Raw genomic sequence first — 15192 nt, forward strand, 5'->3', positions numbered from 1 at the left:
TGCGCCGGCGCATACATGGGCGCAGAGTGATCATGATCCGATTCGACAACGTCACGAAGACCTACGACTCCAAGTCGCAGCCTGCCCTCGATTCCGTCTCCCTCGACGTGGACCGTGGCGAGTTCGTCTTCCTCGTCGGCGCTTCGGGTTCCGGGAAGTCGACGTTCATCCGCCTGGTGCTCAAGGAGGACCGCGCCTCGAGGGGTGCCGTCTATGTGGCCGGCCAGAACGTCGCCAACATCCCCTCGTGGCGAGTGCCGCGGCTGCGGCGCGGGATCGGCGTCGTGTTCCAGGACTTCCGCCTGCTCCCCAACAAGACGGTCTTCGCCAACGTTGCGTTCGCGATGCAGGTCATCGGCAAGAGCCGCGCGGTCATCCGCGAGACCGTGCCCGATGTGCTCGCGACAGTTGGCCTCGAGGGCAAGAACAACCGCATGCCCCACGAGCTCTCGGGCGGTGAGCAGCAGCGCGTCGCGATCGCCCGCGCCATCGTCAACCGCCCCGGCATCCTGCTCGCCGACGAGCCCACCGGCAACCTCGATCCGACGACCTCCATGGGGATCATGAAGGTCCTCGACAGGATCAACCAGAACGGGACGACAGTGGTCATGGCCACGCACGACGACGACATCGTCAACACGATGCGCAAGCGCGTCGTCGAACTGCGCAGCGGCTGCGTGGTGCGCGATGACGCGCAGGGCATCTACGTGGGCGAACCAGGAGCGATGGTCGAATGAGAATCGCCTTCATCCTGTCCGAGATCGCCTCGGGCATCCGCCGCAACCTGTCCATGGTCACCTCGGTGATTCTCGTGACCTTCATCTCGCTGACCTTCGTCGGTGCGGCCGGCCTGTTCCAACTGCAGATCAACCAGATGAAGGGCTACTGGTACGACCGCGTGCAGGTCACCATCTATCTCTGCGTCGACAACTCGTCCGAGACGAGCTGCGCCACGGGGCCGGTGACGGAGGACCAGCGGGCCGCCGTCGAGGCCAAGCTCGAGTCCGACCAGTTCGCCCCCTACGTCGACACCGTGACGTACGAATCGCAGGAGGAGGCGCTCGGCCACTTCCGCGACCAGTTCGCGAACTCACCGATCGTCGACTCCGTGACCGCCGACCAGCTGCCCGAATCCTTCCGTGTCAGCCTGGTCGACGCCGAGAAGTACGAGGTCATCGACGAGGCCTTCTCCTCGGAGCCGGGCGTCGACGCCGTCAGCGACCAGCGGAACTTCCTCGAGGCCATCTTCCGCTACATGAACTGGGCCTCCGTCGTCGCGCTCGTGATCGCCGGCATCATGACGTTCTGCGCGATCCTGCTGATCGCCACGACCATCCGCCTCTCGGCGTTCAGCCGCCGCCGCGAGACGGGCATCATGCGCCTTGTCGGCGCCTCGAAAGCCGTCATCCAGCTGCCGTTCATCCTCGAAGGCGTCATCGCCGCGGTCATCGGTGCCGTGCTCGCCTCGGCGACCCTGTGGGGAGTGTCGCGGTTCGTGATCGACGGCTGGCTCGTGAACTCCTTCCCCCAGACTGCGTTCATCTCCTCCCAGCAGGTCCTGATCCTGGTTCCCGCACTCATACTGCTCGGAGCCGTCCTCGCAGGACTCTCATCCCTGCTCACCCTTCGACGATACGTAAAGGTCTGACAGCATGCTGCACAACACCAGGGGACACATGCGCTCACCAGGGACCTGGTGGGCGCGGCAGGACAGGTCGGCCGTCGTGGTCCGCAGCGCCGCCGGTAGCTCGATCGCCCTCGTCGTCGCGCTCGCCCTCGGATCGGCGACGCCGGTCATGGCTGACGAGCTCGACGACCGCAAGAGCGCCCTCGAGAACGAGATCGCCGAGGTCCAGCAGTCCATGGAGTACCTGGATTCGGACATCGCCGAGACGATCGGGACCCTGAAGACCTATCAGGGACAGCTCCCCGCAGCCCAGCAGTCCCTCGCCGACGCGCAGGGCAGGGTCGAGACCGCCTCCAGCGAGGTGGGCGCACTGGCCGTCCGTGTCGACCTGGCGCAGGAGACGAAGAACAAGCTCTCCGAGGAACTCCGTGCGGACGAGCAGAAGATGGAGGAGACCCGCGAGGTGATCGGGCAGATCGCCACCGAGGCCTACAAGAACGGTGGCGTCCCGACCAATGTCTCGCTGCTCCTGGGCGCGGAGGGCGTTGAGGACTTCACGCAGTCCATGGACATGGTGGACCAGGCGCTCCGCAGCCAGAATGCCGCGATGGAGCGACTGTCCGAACAGAACGCCACGAACGCGAACAGTCAGGCTCGGCTCGTCGCGGTCGAGGCCGAGATCACCAGGCTCAAGGAGAAGGCCGACGCCGCACTCGCCGCCGAGCAGTCCGCCCGCGACACCGCGGCGGGAGAGAAGGCCAAGGTCGACAAGCTCGTGGCCGACACCTCGGCGCTGTCCGCGAAACTCCAGGAGCAGAAGCCCGTCATCGAGGCGAAGCTCGCGGGCGTGGAGCAGGCCCAGCAGCAGGTCAACGCCGACATCGCCGAGCGCCAGCGCCGCCAGATCGAGGAAGCACGCAAGGCGGAGGAGGCCCGCCAGCAGGCGGAGCGGGCGGAGCAGGCGCGCCTTCGGGCAGAAGCCGAAGCCGCGGCGGCCGCCGAGCAGGCTCGGCGCCAGGCCGAGGCCGAGGCGGCCGCCGCCGCGGAGACGGCCCGCCGGGCAGCGGAGGCCGAAGCGGCGAACCGACCGGCGCCTGCCCCCGTCGCGCCTGCCCCCGTCGCGCCGGTCGCACCCGTTCTCCCGCCTCCACCACCCGTCGCCGCACCGTCGACGCCGAGCTCGTTCGGTCTGCGCTCGCCGGTCGGCGGGCCGATCTCCTCCGGGTTCGGCTGGCGTCCGACGCCCGTGGGGACCATCGACTTCAACGGCACCGGCGGCTACATGCACACGGGGATCGACTACGGCGTGGGCTGCGGCACGCCGCTGTACGCGCCCGCGGCAGGGGAGGTCTGGTATGCGGACTCGAACGTCCTGCCGGGCGCCGGCAACCGGATCGTGCTCAACCACGGTGTGATGGGCGGCAACGCCCTCGCGACCAACTACTACCACCTGACGAGCTACCTGGTGTCCCCGGGCCAGCGCGTGAGTGCGGGCCAACTCATCGGCTACACCGGCACCACGGGCAACTCGAACGGGTGCCACCTGCACTTCGAGACCATGCTCAACGGCACCCTCGTGAATCCGCTGGGCCTGCTCTAGGTCGTAGGATGGAAGGCACTGTCCACCGCGGGCTCCAGTCCGCAGCAGTGTCGCAAGAAGGAGTATCGCCGTGCCGAAGGAAAGTGGCCGGAAAGTGGTGGCCACCAATCGGAAGGCCTTCCACGACTACGCCGTGCTCGATACGTACGAGGCGGGCATAGCCCTCATGGGCACCGAGGTGAAGTCGCTGCGAGCAGGGCGCGCCTCGCTGATCGACGGCTATGCGGTCTTCTACGGCGACGAGCTCTGGCTCGAGGGCATCCACATCTCGGAGTACTCGCAGGGCAGCTGGACGAACCATGCGGCACGTCGCAGGCGGAAACTGCTCCTGCACCGTGAGGAACTCACCAAGATCTCGCAGAAGATCCGCGAGTCCGGCTTCACCCTCGTCCCGCTGCAGCTCTACTTCCTCAACGGCAGGGCCAAGGTGGAGATCGCGGTGGCCCGGGGCAAGCGCGACTACGACAAGCGGCAGACGCTGCGCGAGAAGCAGGACAACCGGGAGGCGCTGCGCGCCATGCGCGAGAAGAACCTGGGAGCGTGAGCGATGTCTTCTGGGAAGCCCAGGACGACGACGAGCCGGAGCCGTCGGAACTGACCTACAAGCGCCCCTGGTGGGTGACGATCGGTGCGGTCGTCGACCTGATCCTGCTGCTGGTCGTTGTACCGGTGGGGATCCTGTCGCTGATCCCGTTCGTGTTCCTCGTCTACGTCTTCTTCGCGCAGGTCCTCGTCTGGATCTCGCCGGTGATGCTCGTGCTGAACATCGCCATCTTCTGGTGGAGCTTCCGCCGGAAGCAGGCAGCGACCACGGCCCTGGCGGCCCTCGGGATCGCCTTCGTCACCCTCGCGTTCGTCGTCGTCGGTCTGTGGCAGTCGCCGGTCGTCATCCTCGGGATTCCCCTGTCGCAGTAGTCCGTCGTCGTTCTCCTTCAGCGAAGACCCCGGGAACGGAAGCGCCGGGTACGGTAGACTGGGTAAGTCGGACGGCCGGTGGGCCGGACGGCACAGGGATCACTTGATAACTGAACATGGGGATGACAGGTTTCGACGATGTTAGTCGCGACAGGGGAAGCGGGCCGAGGATACAGGGTTATCTCGTAAACGCTCCTTGTAAAACAATAAGTGCCGAACAAAAGCGCACTGACTTCGCTCTCGCTGCCTAAGCAGCCTAGCTAGTCCGTCAGCCCGGGTTTGCTCTCGCCCCGGATACTGGCGTCATTTAGAGGGCCACTGCTCCCGGTCCTCGTTGTAGGGACCGGGGGGACTCTTATACAACTGGGCTTGGCAGCCACTAGTTTGCACGATGGCTGAAGCCGAGAAAAACCGACGCAAACTGCGCCCGGAGAAGCCCTGACTACACTGCATCGGACGCGGGTTCAATTCCCGCCATCTCCACCACCCATGAAGCGCCTCGCCGGTACCCGGCGGGGCGCTTCGTCGTTCTCGGATCGTGCCGTGCGGGACCTTGTCGGACTTCTCGCCGAGGCCTACCCTTGTGCTGCACAACCGAGTGCCAGGAGACATGATGAAGCGCACCGTCCCGGACCTCCTCGCCGTGTTGCTCTGTGCGTTCCTCCTGGTGGGCGGCGTCATCACGGCGCCGGTGAGCCACGCAGCAACGGCGATCGACGCGAAGTATGCCGAGCTCGGTGGGGCGGGCGGCCGGCTGGGCGCGGCCACGAGCAACGAGGTCTGCGGATTGCGTGGCGGCGGGTGCTATCGCAACTACCGGCAGGGGGCGATCGTCTGGTCGCCGGCCACGGGCGCACAGCCTTCCTGGGGCGCGATCCGCGAGGCCTGGCGTTCGTCCGGTTTCGAGAACGGTGGGCTCGGGTACCCCACGACATCGGAAGTGTGCGGGCTGCGCAACGGGGGTTGCTACCAGAACTTCCAGGGTGGGGCCATCGTCTGGTCTCCGGCCAGTGGAGCGCGCATCAGCGTAGGAGGAATCCGGGCCGCGTGGGCGGCGTCAGGATACGAGAACGGGATCCTGGGCTATCCGACGACGAACGAGGTCTGTGGCCTGCGCGGTGGAGGCTGCTACCAGAACTACCAGGGCGGGGCGATCATCTGGTCGCCGACCACGGGCGCATGGATCTCAATCGGAGGGATCAGGGCGGCATGGGCAGGAACCGGCTATGAGAACGGGGCCCTCGGCTATCCCGTGTCCAACGAGTACTGCAACGCGGGTACCTGCATCCAGAGATATCAGCGGGGCAGCATCTCGTGGACTGCAGCGAGCGGGGCCAGGGTTGCCCAGGACATCGATGTCGCCGCGGCGCCGGTGGTCGTCGTCAACAAGCGCCGGCCCCTGAATCCTGCGCGCTACATTCCCGACCCGCTGATCGGAGTCGAAGGACCCCTGCTCCGCAGCGACGCGGCGCAGCAGTTCTCCCGTCTCCTCGCCGACGCGCGTGCCGGCGGCATCGCGATGGTTCCGATCAGCGGCTACCGCTCCTACGACACGCAGGCGTCGCTCTACGCCTCGTATGTCAACCGGTACGGCCAGGCCACCGCGGACCTCATCTCCGCGCGCCCGGGCTACAGCGAGCACCAGACAGGCCTTGCGGTGGATATCGGCAACTCCGACGGGGCGTGCAGCCTGCAGGAATGCTTCGCTGGTACGCCGGCGGGAGCGTGGGCAGCGCAGAATGCCTGGCGCTACGGCTTCATCGTCCGCTACCCGCGGGGCCAGACGTCGGTCACCGGATATGCGTACGAGCCGTGGCACCTGCGGTACGTCGGCGCCACGGTCGCCTCGGAGATGCGCGCCCATGGAGTGCCTACGCTGGAGCACTACATGAACCTTCCGGCGGCGCCCTCCTACTGAGGACTGCTCTCCGACGCGCGGACGATGACGGCGAACTAGACTTGGGCGATGAGTTGGACCGACAGGCCGCCGTCGTGGCTCCCTCCACTGCCGCCTCCCCACCGGGGGCGGGCCCTGATCGTTCTCGGATGGATACTCGTCGGCGGGACATTCGTCTACATCTTCGTCATGAGCTATCTCGGCGGGACCCACACGCTCTACACACTGATACCCCTCCTGCTCGGCCTCCTGTGCCTGATCACCGGCCTCCTGCGGCGGGACACCCGCGGGAGGTAGGTTCTTTGCTCCGCACTTCGTTACGCGGTAAAAATAAAGAATGACGATCGAGACGGTCCATCTTTCCCGTGGAGGCACCAGCGTGGTGCTCGAGCCCCACCCCTACGGTCTGCCGGCCCTGGCGTACTGGGGACCAGACCTGGGCGACATCGGGGACCGCGAGGTGGGGGCGCTCGCCGTGGCGCAGCATTCCCAGCGCGTGTCCGGGGGCATCGACGTACCGGCCCGGCTGACGCTCCTGCCCCTCGAGTCCGCCGGCTGGCAGGGGACCCCCGGGCTGGCGGGCGACCGGGCGGGAACGCACCTCTACCCGCGCTTCACCGTGGTCGCGATGAACCGCCTCGCGGAGTCCGCCGGCGTGGTCATCGAAGCCCGTGACGACGACGCCGGCCTCGCGCTGAGCGCGCACGTGGGCCTGACGGCGTCGGGCCTGCTCACACAGCGACTCGTCCTCACCAACACGGGCGACGACGAGTACGAGGTGCGTGCGCTCACGCTCTTCTTCCCGCTGCAGCACACCGCCGCGGAGGTCCTCGACACCACCGGCCGGCACCTCCGGGAGCGATCGCCGCAGCGGCACGCCCTGACGGCCGGCACCTACACGCGCACGAGCCGGCGCGGACGTCCCGGAGCGGACGCGACGGTGCTCCTCGCCGCCGGCACCCCCGGGTTCGGCTTCGAACACGGCAGGGTCCAGGGCGTCCACCTCGCCTGGAGCGGCAACCAGCAGGTCCTCGTCGAGAACACCCCGGCCGGTTCCTCGTTCCTCGCCGCGGGCGAGGTGCTCTCGGCTCGGGAGGTGGTGCTGGCGCCCGGGGAGAGCTACTCCACTCCGGAGGCCATCGGTTCCTGGGGCGACGGACTTAACGAGCTCTCCGGCCGGTTCCACCGCCACCTGCGCTCCCGCGCGGCGCACCCGCAGCGGCCCCGGCCGGTCACGCTGAACACCTGGGAGGCCGTGTACTTCGACCTGGACCTCCCGCGGCTGCTGGCCCTCGCCGACCGTGCGGCCGCCCTCGGCGTGGAACGGTTCGTGCTCGACGACGGCTGGTTCCGCGGACGGCGCGACGACACGTCGAGCCTGGGTGACTGGTACGTGGACGAGGCGGTCTGGCCCGAGGGGCTCGCTCCCATCATCGAGCACGTCCGCGGGCTGGGCATGGAGTTCGGGCTCTGGTTCGAGCCCGAGATGGTCAATCCGGACTCGGACCTCGCACGGGCCCACCCGGAGTGGATCCTGCGGCCGGAGGGGAGGCTGCCCCTGCCCGGGCGCCAGCAGCAGGTCCTGAACCTGGGGAACCCGGACGCCTACGGGTACATCCTCGAACGCCTCGACGACATCCTGTCCTCGAATGACATCGCCTACGTGAAGTGGGACCACAACAGGGACCTGCTCGAGGCGGCGGACGCGGGAACAGGACACGCCGCCGTCCACCGCCACGTCGTCGGGCTGTACCGGCTGCTCGACGAACTGCGCCGCCGCCACCCGCACCTCGAGATCGAGAGCTGCGCCTCCGGCGGCGCCCGTGTGGACCTGGGGATCCTCGCCCGGACGGACCGCATCTGGACGAGCGACTGCATCGATCCGATCGAGCGTCTCGTGAACCAGAAGTACACGGGTCTCGTGGTGCCGCCCGAGCTCCTGGGCATGCACGTCGGCGGCCCGGCCTCGCACTCGACCGGGCGGACCCACTCCCTGCCCTTCAGGGCCGGCACGGCCGTCTTCGGCCACTACGGCATCGAATGGGACATCTCCGGGCTGACGCAGGAGGAGTACGACGTCCTCGGTCGCTACGTCGACCTCCACCGGTCCTGGCGCGCGGACCTGCACCGCGGGTCCGTGGTGCACGCGGACCTCGTGGACCCGGCGATGGATCTGCGGGGGGTCGTCTCCGAGGACGGCAGGCGTGCCCTGTTCGGCTATTCGCTCACGGCGTCGAGCGCCAGCTACCCGCCCGGGCCGCTGGCCTTCCCCGGGCTCGACCCGGAGGCACTCTACGAGATCCGACCGGCTGTGCCCGCCGAGGGGCATCCCGGGAACGGGCAGTCACCGCTCGCCTGGCTGCAGGCGGCCCTCGACGGCTCGCCCCTCCGGCTCCCCGGCCGGGTACTGGCGCAGGCGGGAGTGCAGGCCCCCGTGCTGCTGCCCGAGCAGACGCTGCTGATCGAGTTGCGCGCCGTCGGGTCCTGACACGGCGACGGCGTGGGCCGTGCGCCTGCGGCCCCCGCCTAGGGCTCGAAGGTGAGGGTCCGTGCGTAGAGCGCCAGGAGCGCCTCCACGCCGCCGTCGTGCATGACACGGCGCTGCCGCTCCGCACCCGTGCCCCGCTCCTCCATGGTGCCGAGCCCCGCCCGTACCCACTCGGTATCACCCTCTGCTTCGAGGGCGGGGCCGATGTGCTCGAGGAAGGACGCGAGGTGCTGCCGAGCGGGAACAGGCTCAGCCGTCGCGAGGTCCACGAGGTGGTGTTCCATGCCGTCCCGCGCCCCCTGCCACAGGGCCGCATCGAGGAGCTCGGGATCCGGGACGAGGGGCGCGGTGTCCGCTTCGGCCTCCTGCAGCGCCGTGACCACGAGCGCCCGGGTCAGCGCGCCGAGAAGCACCGAGTCCTGTGCCTCGAGCTGCACGTCGCAGGCCCTCAGCTCGAGGGTCGGATAGTGGTCCGAGAGCCGGGCCACCCAGGTCAGGACGCCGCGGTCCAGGATGGCACCGGAGGCACCGAGCCGGGTGATCCTGCGCTCGTAGTCCGCCGCGTCCGCGAACCAGGGCGCGATGCCCTGGACGGCCCACCGACGGTAGTGGACCACGCGCCAGCTGCCGAAACCGCTGTCCCTGCCGAGCCAGTAGGGGGAGTTCACGCTGAGCGCCGTGAGCAGCGGGATCCAGGGCCGGATCCGGTTGAGGGCCTGGACGCCGCGCTCCTGGTCCGGGACACCTACGTGCACGTGCAGGCCGTTGACGAACTGGTCTCCCACGATGCCCGGAGCGCTCGCCCGCAGGTCCTCGTAGCGCTGCTTGTCGGTGAGCTCCGGGTATGCCTGGCGGATCCAGGGCGCCGTGCCCGTCGCGGCCCCGAGGGTCCCAGCGCGCCGGGCCGCGTCCTGGAACATGCGGCGGAAGTTGAGCAGCGACTCCTCGGCCTGGGTCAGCGTGTCGCACACCGGGGTGGCTGTCTCGATCTGGCACGACAGCAGCTCGCGCTGGATCTCGTCCGCACCGAGCTCGGGAGCGGATTCGAGCAGTTCCTGCACCTCTGCAGCACGGTGGGACGGCAGTCCGGACACCGGTTCGAGGAGCAGGTACTCCTCCTCCAGTCCGAGTGTGGTCATGGTGGAACTCCCTCCAGGGGCGCGGTGATGCTCGGGAACCTCAGGCACGGTCGGTCCGACCAGTCTAGGAGCGGCGGTCCCGCAGGCGCGATTCCCCCGGGTCATCGAGCGTGCACCCCTCGTGCGGTCCGGCGCTCTCGATCCACAGGGAGCGGGCGAACACGATGTCGACGGCGAGTCCCGGGCCGGTGTCCCCACCGAGGCGCAGTTCCAGCACGGACCCTGCCCGATGCTGCGCCACGAGGAGGTCATCGAGCATGATCCCGTTGAGGTCGAGGAAGCGCAGGACGTCCGGATCGTCATCGCTGACCCGCACGAGCCTGCCCGTGTGTCCTTCGTCCAGGCCGTCGAGGCGGTGGGCCCGCGGGTACCGGACGGAGCCGTCCGCCCTGGGGATCGGATCCCCGTGGGGGTCCCGGCGGGGCCTGCCCAGCTTCTCGTCCAGGCGCTCGATGAAGACGTCGGAGACGGTGTGCTCGAGCAGTTCCGCCTCGTCGTGGACCTCGTCCCAGCCGTACCCGAGGTCGGTGACGAGGAACGTCTCGATGAGCCGGTGCCGGCGGACCATCGCGAGGGCGAGGGCGAGGCCGGCCTGCGTGAGGCTGACGGGACCGTACTTGCGGTGCTCCGCCAACCCGAGGTCCACCAGCTTGGCCACCATCCCGGTGACGGAGGAATTGGCTACCGACAGGCGGGCGGCCAGATGGGTCGCGGTGACGGCGTCCTCCTGCCACTCGGTGAGGGCGTAGATCGCCTTCACGTAATCCTGCACGCTGGTTGACTCGATGCTGAGGACGGCGCCCCTGCGGCCCGCCATCAGGCCTCTCCCCGCACGACGGTGTCGGGGGTGCGGGCGGAGGCCCGCCGCCGCACCTGCCACAGCACGCCATCGGGACGCCCGATGAGGTACACCACCGCGAAGACGAGGGCCTGGCACAGGACCACCGCGGCGCCGGTCGAGATGTCCAGGTAGTAGCTGGCGTAGATCCCTGCCACGGACGCGGCCATGGTCAGCACGACGGCGATCACCAGCATCCGGTCGAAGCTGCGGGACAGCAGGAAGGCCGTGGCCCCGGGGGTGATGAGCATCGCGACGACCAGGATGATGCCCACGGCCTGGAGGCCGACGACGACGGTGAGGGCGAGCAGGCCGAGAAGCAGCGCGGACAGGAAACGGGTGTTGAGTCCGATCACGTGGGCGTGCGTGCGGTCGAAGGCCAGCAGGGTGAGGTCACGCCGCTTGAACAGCAGGATGGCGAGGGTCAGGGCGCCGAGGATCAGCACCTGCCACACATCGCCGGCCGAGACGCCGAGGACGTTGCCGAAGAGGATGTGCATCAGGTCGACCTGCGACGGCGTCGCGGACACGATGGCCAGTCCGCAGGCGAAGAGCGCGGTGAACACCACGCCGATGACGGTGTCGGCCTTCAGCTTGGTGGTGGACCGGACGATCCCGATGAGGGCGACGGCACCCGCGCCGAAGACGAACGCGCCGATGGAGAACGGGATCCCCAGGATGTAGGCGAGTGCGACGCCGGGCAGGACGGCGTGGGAGACGGCATCGCCCATGAGTGACCAGCCCATGAGGATGAGCCAGCACGACAGCACGGCGGCGACGACGGCGGCCGCGAGCGTGACGGCCAGCGCGCGCGTGAGGAAGCCGTACTGCAGGGGTTCCAGGAGGAAGCCGACGACGTCCATGTCAGGAGAATCCTTTCGGCGCGGCGGGCAGCGATGCAGCGGCCGGCGGGAGGGGCGGTGCCGGAGGCGCCGGACCGAACGCGCGGGCGAGGTTGCCGTGCGTCAGCACGGTCGTCGGATCACCCTGGGCCAGGACGCGCCGGTGCAGGAGGATTGCCTCGTCGCAGAGATCGGGGACGCCGGCGAGGTCGTGCGTGGACACCAGCACCGAGCGGCCCTCGTCGCGGAGTGCCTTCAGCAGAGAGGTCATGGTGCGCTCGCTCGCCTGGTCCACACCCGCGAAGGGTTCGTCGAGCAGGAGCAGCCGTGCGTCCTGGGCGATGCTCCGGGCGATGAACACCCGCTTGCGCTGACCGCCCGACAGCCGGCCGATCTGCCGCTTCCGGACGTCCGCGAGGCCGACCCTGCGGAGGGCGTCGTGGACAACCGCGCGGTCCGCTGCACCCAACCGGCGTGCGGCGCCGAGCCGTCCGTAGAGGCCCATGGCGACGACGTCGTCCACGGACACCGGGAAGGTCCAGTCGACCTCCTCCGCCTGCGGCATGTAGGCGACGAGGCCCCGCTTCCTGGCGCTCGCGGTGGTCGTGCCGAAGAGCCCGATGCTGCCCTGCTGCGGGACCACGAGTCCCATGAGTGCCTTGAAGAGCGTCGACTTGCCTGAACCGTTGACCCCGATGAGTCCGCAGATCGTGCCGGGCTCCAGGGACACCGTGACGTCGTCGAGCGCGTGGACGTCGTCGTACCGGACGCTGAGGTGCCGGACGTCCAGGACCGGGACGGGACCCTGCGCCGGTCCGGGGGTGCGGTGGTCTGTCATCGTGCGAGTCCTTCCGCGATGGTCTGCAGGTCGTAGCGGATGAGGTCGAGGAAGGTCGGGACGGGGCCGTCCGCATCGGACAGGGAGTCGACGTAGAGCGTCCCGCCGAGCTTCGCGCCGGTGGCCAGGGCCACCTGTTCCTGGGCCGAGGGATTGACCGTCGACTCGCAGAAGAGCGTTGGTACGTCGTGCTCCTCCACGAACCCGATGACGTCGCGGATCTGCCGCGGCGTGCCCTCCGCGTCGGCGTTGACCGGCCAGATGAACGCCTCCTCGAGTCCCGCGTCCCGGGCGAGGTAGGAGAACGCTCCCTCGCAGGTCACGAGCGCCGGGGTGTCGACGTGGGTGATCTCCGTACGGAAGCCTTCCAGCAGGTCCGTGAGCTCGTCCTTCACGTCCCGGCCGTTGGCCTCGAAGTCGGCGGCGTGCTCGGGGGCGAGGCCGGTCAGGGCCTCCACCGTGTTGTCCACGTACGTCCGTGCCGCGACGGGTGACATCCACGCATGGGGATTCGCGCGTCCCGCGTAGTCGCCGGACCGGATGGCGACGGGCTCGACGCCGTCGGAGAGCACAGCATGAGGGGCTTCGACCGAGTTCAGGAAGCGCTCGAACCACCGTTCCAGCCCCAGCCCGTTGTCGAGGATCAGGTCCGCCTCCTGGGCCCGGACGAGGTCCGAGGGCGTCGGCTCGTAGCCGTGGATCTCCGCCCCGACCTTCGTGATCGACTCGACCCGGACGTGACCGCCTCCCACCGTCCCGGCGAGGTCCGCGAGGACGGAGAAGGTGGTCAGGACGAGGGGGCGGTCGTCCACCGGGGTCGCGGGGGAGGCCTGCGCCGAACACCCGGTCCCGACCAGCACGAGGGCGAGCCACCATGCTGCCCGATCCGCTCGGGCGATGCGGCGCAGGAATTGAGGCATGCCTAAATCTACCGCTCGTCCCCGGTGATGACTACCCGTCGAGCAGGGACGCGCGCCAGGCATGCGTGTAGTACGGGACGCGGACGAGGGCGCCGGGATCGAAGGCGAGGTAGTCCGTCAGGTACCACAGCAGGTTCGACTCGACGCGCTCCTGCAGGCCTGGCGAGGCACGCCGATAGTAGCTGCGGGACCGTGCGAGGTCGACGACACCGGGAATCGTCAGCTCCTGCGACCAGCGCACGAGCAGGTCCTGGGGCTCGGTGAAGAGCGGGCCGAACGGCGGACGGTACGCGGGTGAGAAGACATCGCCGGCATGCATGATCCGGGACAGGCGGTGCACCCACGGAAGCGAGACGTCGAGCTGGTTCCAGACCAGGGCGAGCCGACCGTGGGGCCTCAGTACCCGCGCCGCCTCCAGGAGGGCTGCGGGCTGGTCGCACCAGTGCCACGCCTGCGCAAGGGTGAGCAGGTCCATGGAGTCCCCGGGCAGGTGCGAATGCTCCGCGGTGCCCCGGACGGCGGGCACATCGGGCAGGCGGTCGGAGAGAACGGCGAGCATGTCCTCCGAGGGGTCCACGGCCGTCACGTCGAGGCCGCGTTCGACCAGGAGGGCGGTGAAGATGCCGGTGCCGGCCCCGACGTCGGCCGCGCTGCGCGCAGAAGCCGGGACGATCCAGTCGGCTACCGTACGGGGATAGCCGGGACGTACGCGGTCGTACCGTCCCGCGCCCGACAGGTAGGCGCCCGCCATGGCCCGGCGGCGCTCGTCGTCGAGCCGGGGCCCTCCTGTCACCATGCGGCGTTCCCCGGACCGTCCGTGCCGCTAGAGCAGGTCATCCACATCGGGGTTGAGGGTCCGCAGGACCTCGCTGTGCAGCGTGCCGTTCGTCGCGAGGGCATTGCCCCCGAACGGTCCGTCCTGGCCGTCCAGCGACGTGAACCGGCCTCCGGCCTCGGTCACGATGGGTACGAGCGCGGCCATGTCGTACAGGTTCAGCTCCGGCTCGCACGCGATGTCGACGGCGCCTTCCGCCACGAGGCAGTAGGACCAGAAGTCGCCGTACGCCCGTGTGCGCCACACGCGGTCCGTCAGGTTGACGAACTCCGCCAGCGCCCCACGTTCGCGCCAGCCGGAGAGGCTGGAGTAGGAGAGGGAGGCGTCCTCGAGCCGGGAGACGTTGGAGACCCGCAGGCGCTGCGCAGCCGCGAGCGACTTCCCGGTGTAGGCTCCCGTGCCCTCGGCGGCCCACCAGCGCTTGCCCAGCGCCGGTGCGCTGACGACGCCCACGACGGGCCTGCCGTCGTCGATCAGGGAGATGAGCGTGGCCCACACCGGCACGCCCCGGACGAAGTTCTTGGTGCCGTCGATCGGATCGATGACCCAGCGGCGCGACCCCGACCCGGTGCTGCCGAACTCCTCGCCGAGGACGGCGTCACGCGGGCGGGCCCGGGAGAGCTGGCCGCGGATGGCTTCCTCCGCACCCTTGTCGGCATCCGTCACGGGTGTGAGGTCCGGCTTCGTCTCGATCCGGAGGTCGAGCGCCTTGAAGCGCGACATGGTCTGGTCGTCGACCGAATCGGCCATGATGTGGGCCAGACGGAGATCGTCGTTGTAGCCCTGCGAAAAACTCATACCGATCAACCTATCGTCTCCCGGGCCTCTTCCCGCGCGGGGCGCGAGCGGCCCGGGACAGCAGAAAGCCACCGCGGGCTTGCGCCGCACGGTGGCTTTCTCTCCGTCGCCGCGGAAGCGGCACCGGGGAAGTTAGAGAACGGTGATGTTCTCGGCCTGGGGACCCTTGGGGCCCTGGGTGGTCTCGAAGTTGACCTTCTGGTTCTCTTCGAGGGAACGGTAGCCGTTCGAGTTGATCGCGGAGAAGTGGGCGAACACGTCAGCGCCGCCGTCCTCGGGAGCGATGAAGCCGAAGCCCTTTTCGGCGTTGAACCATTTCACTGTGCCAGTAGCCATGTTGTACATCCTTACCTGGGAGAGCACCCGACGTTCGGGGCTCATCGTGGTGTTCGTTACTCGCTTATCGTCAAAAGCTGTCGAACTCCAGGTGGAGGGTCAAGGCTTGAAATTTAATG

Annotated in this window: 16 protein-coding genes and 1 other RNA gene; 9 read left to right on the plus strand and 8 right to left on the minus strand. The window is 68.8% G+C overall.

Going from position 1 to position 15192, the window contains the following annotated elements; translation table 11 throughout:
- Positions 1 to 32: 32 nt before the first annotated feature.
- The 9 genes from ftsE to AC1MFI_RS10755 all read left to right on the plus strand — a co-directional run bounded on the left by ftsE (position 33) and on the right by AC1MFI_RS10755 (position 8527).
- Complete coding sequence (gene ftsE, locus AC1MFI_RS10715; protein ID WP_479816788.1) at positions 33 to 737, plus strand: cell division ATP-binding protein FtsE; 705 nt, start codon at positions 33 to 35, stop codon at positions 735 to 737.
- The gene (gene ftsX / locus AC1MFI_RS10720; RefSeq protein ID WP_479816790.1) at positions 734 to 1648 is read left to right on the plus strand and encodes a permease-like cell division protein FtsX; all 915 of its coding nucleotides are present in this window, start codon (positions 734 to 736) and stop codon (positions 1646 to 1648) included. Before ftsE ends, ftsX begins: the two co-directional genes overlap by 4 nt.
- Before the next feature lie 4 nt (positions 1649 to 1652).
- A complete protein-coding gene (locus AC1MFI_RS10725; RefSeq protein ID WP_479816792.1) occupies positions 1653 to 3227 on the plus strand; it encodes a peptidoglycan DD-metalloendopeptidase family protein in 1575 nt (524 codons plus the stop codon).
- A 70-nt stretch (positions 3228 to 3297) separates the two neighbouring features.
- Positions 3298 to 3771, plus strand: a complete 474-nt coding sequence (gene smpB, locus AC1MFI_RS10730) for an SsrA-binding protein SmpB (RefSeq protein WP_104179060.1) — start codon at positions 3298 to 3300, stop codon at positions 3769 to 3771.
- On the plus strand, positions 3768 to 4142 hold the full coding sequence (locus AC1MFI_RS10735; protein ID WP_479816795.1) for a hypothetical protein: 375 nt from the start codon (positions 3768 to 3770) through the stop codon (positions 4140 to 4142). Before smpB ends, AC1MFI_RS10735 begins: the two co-directional genes overlap by 4 nt.
- 118 nt (positions 4143 to 4260) lie before the next feature.
- Positions 4261 to 4628, plus strand: a transfer-messenger RNA (tmRNA) gene (ssrA, locus tag AC1MFI_RS10740).
- A 124-nt stretch (positions 4629 to 4752) separates the two neighbouring features.
- A complete protein-coding gene (locus AC1MFI_RS10745) occupies positions 4753 to 6060 on the plus strand; it encodes a D-alanyl-D-alanine carboxypeptidase family protein (RefSeq protein ID WP_479816797.1) in 1308 nt (435 codons plus the stop codon).
- Positions 6061 to 6108: 48 nt separating this feature from the next.
- On the plus strand, positions 6109 to 6336 hold the full coding sequence (locus AC1MFI_RS10750; RefSeq protein ID WP_479816798.1) for a hypothetical protein: 228 nt from the start codon (positions 6109 to 6111) through the stop codon (positions 6334 to 6336).
- 40 nt (positions 6337 to 6376) lie between these two features.
- A complete protein-coding gene (locus AC1MFI_RS10755) occupies positions 6377 to 8527 on the plus strand; it encodes an alpha-galactosidase (protein ID WP_479816800.1) in 2151 nt (716 codons plus the stop codon).
- 38 nt (positions 8528 to 8565) lie between these two features.
- On the opposite strand, the gene AC1MFI_RS10760 is transcribed toward AC1MFI_RS10755, so the two are convergent.
- The 8 genes from AC1MFI_RS10760 to AC1MFI_RS10795 form a co-directional block, all read right to left on the minus strand.
- The gene (locus AC1MFI_RS10760) at positions 8566 to 9666 is read right to left on the minus strand and encodes a carboxylate-amine ligase (RefSeq protein WP_479816802.1); all 1101 of its coding nucleotides are present in this window, start codon (positions 9664 to 9666) and stop codon (positions 8566 to 8568) included.
- Positions 9667 to 9730: 64 nt separating this feature from the next.
- Positions 9731 to 10483: a metal-dependent transcriptional regulator gene (locus AC1MFI_RS10765; protein ID WP_479816804.1), complete on the minus strand. Its 753-nt coding sequence runs from the start codon at positions 10481 to 10483 to the stop codon at positions 9731 to 9733.
- Positions 10483 to 11367, minus strand: a complete 885-nt coding sequence (locus AC1MFI_RS10770) for a metal ABC transporter permease (RefSeq protein ID WP_479816806.1) — start codon at positions 11365 to 11367, stop codon at positions 10483 to 10485. Before AC1MFI_RS10770 ends, AC1MFI_RS10765 begins: the two co-directional genes overlap by 1 nt.
- 1 nt (position 11368) lies before the next feature.
- Positions 11369 to 12184 carry a metal ABC transporter ATP-binding protein gene (locus AC1MFI_RS10775; protein WP_479816808.1) on the minus strand — a complete coding sequence of 272 codons (816 nt, stop codon included), beginning with the start codon at positions 12182 to 12184 and terminating at the stop codon, positions 11369 to 11371.
- Entirely contained in the window at positions 12181 to 13104 is a 924-nt protein-coding gene (locus AC1MFI_RS10780) for a metal ABC transporter substrate-binding protein (protein ID WP_479816810.1), read from the minus strand. Before AC1MFI_RS10780 ends, AC1MFI_RS10775 begins: the two co-directional genes overlap by 4 nt.
- A gap of 31 nt (positions 13105 to 13135) precedes the next feature.
- A complete protein-coding gene (locus AC1MFI_RS10785; RefSeq protein ID WP_479816812.1) occupies positions 13136 to 13900 on the minus strand; it encodes a class I SAM-dependent methyltransferase in 765 nt (254 codons plus the stop codon).
- Between the two features lie 27 nt (positions 13901 to 13927).
- On the minus strand, positions 13928 to 14737 hold the full coding sequence (hisN, locus tag AC1MFI_RS10790) for a histidinol-phosphatase (RefSeq protein WP_400483952.1): 810 nt from the start codon (positions 14735 to 14737) through the stop codon (positions 13928 to 13930).
- A 132-nt stretch (positions 14738 to 14869) separates the two neighbouring features.
- Positions 14870 to 15073: a cold-shock protein gene (locus tag AC1MFI_RS10795; protein WP_043446208.1), complete on the minus strand. Its 204-nt coding sequence runs from the start codon at positions 15071 to 15073 to the stop codon at positions 14870 to 14872.
- Positions 15074 to 15192: the final 119 nt, after the last annotated feature.

It is taken from the genome of Arthrobacter sp. BC5, assembly GCF_056680255.1.

Bases quoted from the DNA above. Each gene is read 5' to 3' on its own strand.
- AC1MFI_RS10780 (WP_479816810.1), bottom strand. From the start codon at position 13,104: ATGCCTCAATTCCTGCGCCGCATCGCCCGAGCGGATCGGGCAGCATGG.
- AC1MFI_RS10785 (WP_479816812.1), bottom strand. From the start codon at position 13,900: ATGGTGACAGGAGGGCCCCGGCTCGACGACGAGCGCCGCCGGGCCATG.
- AC1MFI_RS10795 (WP_043446208.1), bottom strand. From the start codon at position 15,073: ATGGCTACTGGCACAGTGAAATGGTTCAACGCCGAAAAGGGCTTCGGC.
- AC1MFI_RS10760 (WP_479816802.1), bottom strand. From the start codon at position 9,666: ATGACCACACTCGGACTGGAGGAGGAGTACCTGCTCCTCGAACCGGTG.
- ftsX (WP_479816790.1), top strand. From the start codon at position 734: ATGAGAATCGCCTTCATCCTGTCCGAGATCGCCTCGGGCATCCGCCGC.
- hisN (WP_400483952.1), bottom strand. From the start codon at position 14,737: ATGAGTTTTTCGCAGGGCTACAACGACGATCTCCGTCTGGCCCACATC.
- AC1MFI_RS10725 (WP_479816792.1), top strand. From the start codon at position 1,653: ATGCTGCACAACACCAGGGGACACATGCGCTCACCAGGGACCTGGTGG.
- AC1MFI_RS10745 (WP_479816797.1), top strand. From the start codon at position 4,753: ATGATGAAGCGCACCGTCCCGGACCTCCTCGCCGTGTTGCTCTGTGCG.
- AC1MFI_RS10770 (WP_479816806.1), bottom strand. From the start codon at position 11,367: ATGGACGTCGTCGGCTTCCTCCTGGAACCCCTGCAGTACGGCTTCCTC.
- ftsE (WP_479816788.1), top strand. From the start codon at position 33: ATGATCCGATTCGACAACGTCACGAAGACCTACGACTCCAAGTCGCAG.
- AC1MFI_RS10765 (WP_479816804.1), bottom strand. From the start codon at position 10,483: ATGGCGGGCCGCAGGGGCGCCGTCCTCAGCATCGAGTCAACCAGCGTG.
- AC1MFI_RS10775 (WP_479816808.1), bottom strand. From the start codon at position 12,184: ATGACAGACCACCGCACCCCCGGACCGGCGCAGGGTCCCGTCCCGGTC.
- AC1MFI_RS10750 (WP_479816798.1), top strand. From the start codon at position 6,109: ATGAGTTGGACCGACAGGCCGCCGTCGTGGCTCCCTCCACTGCCGCCT.
- AC1MFI_RS10755 (WP_479816800.1), top strand. From the start codon at position 6,377: ATGACGATCGAGACGGTCCATCTTTCCCGTGGAGGCACCAGCGTGGTG.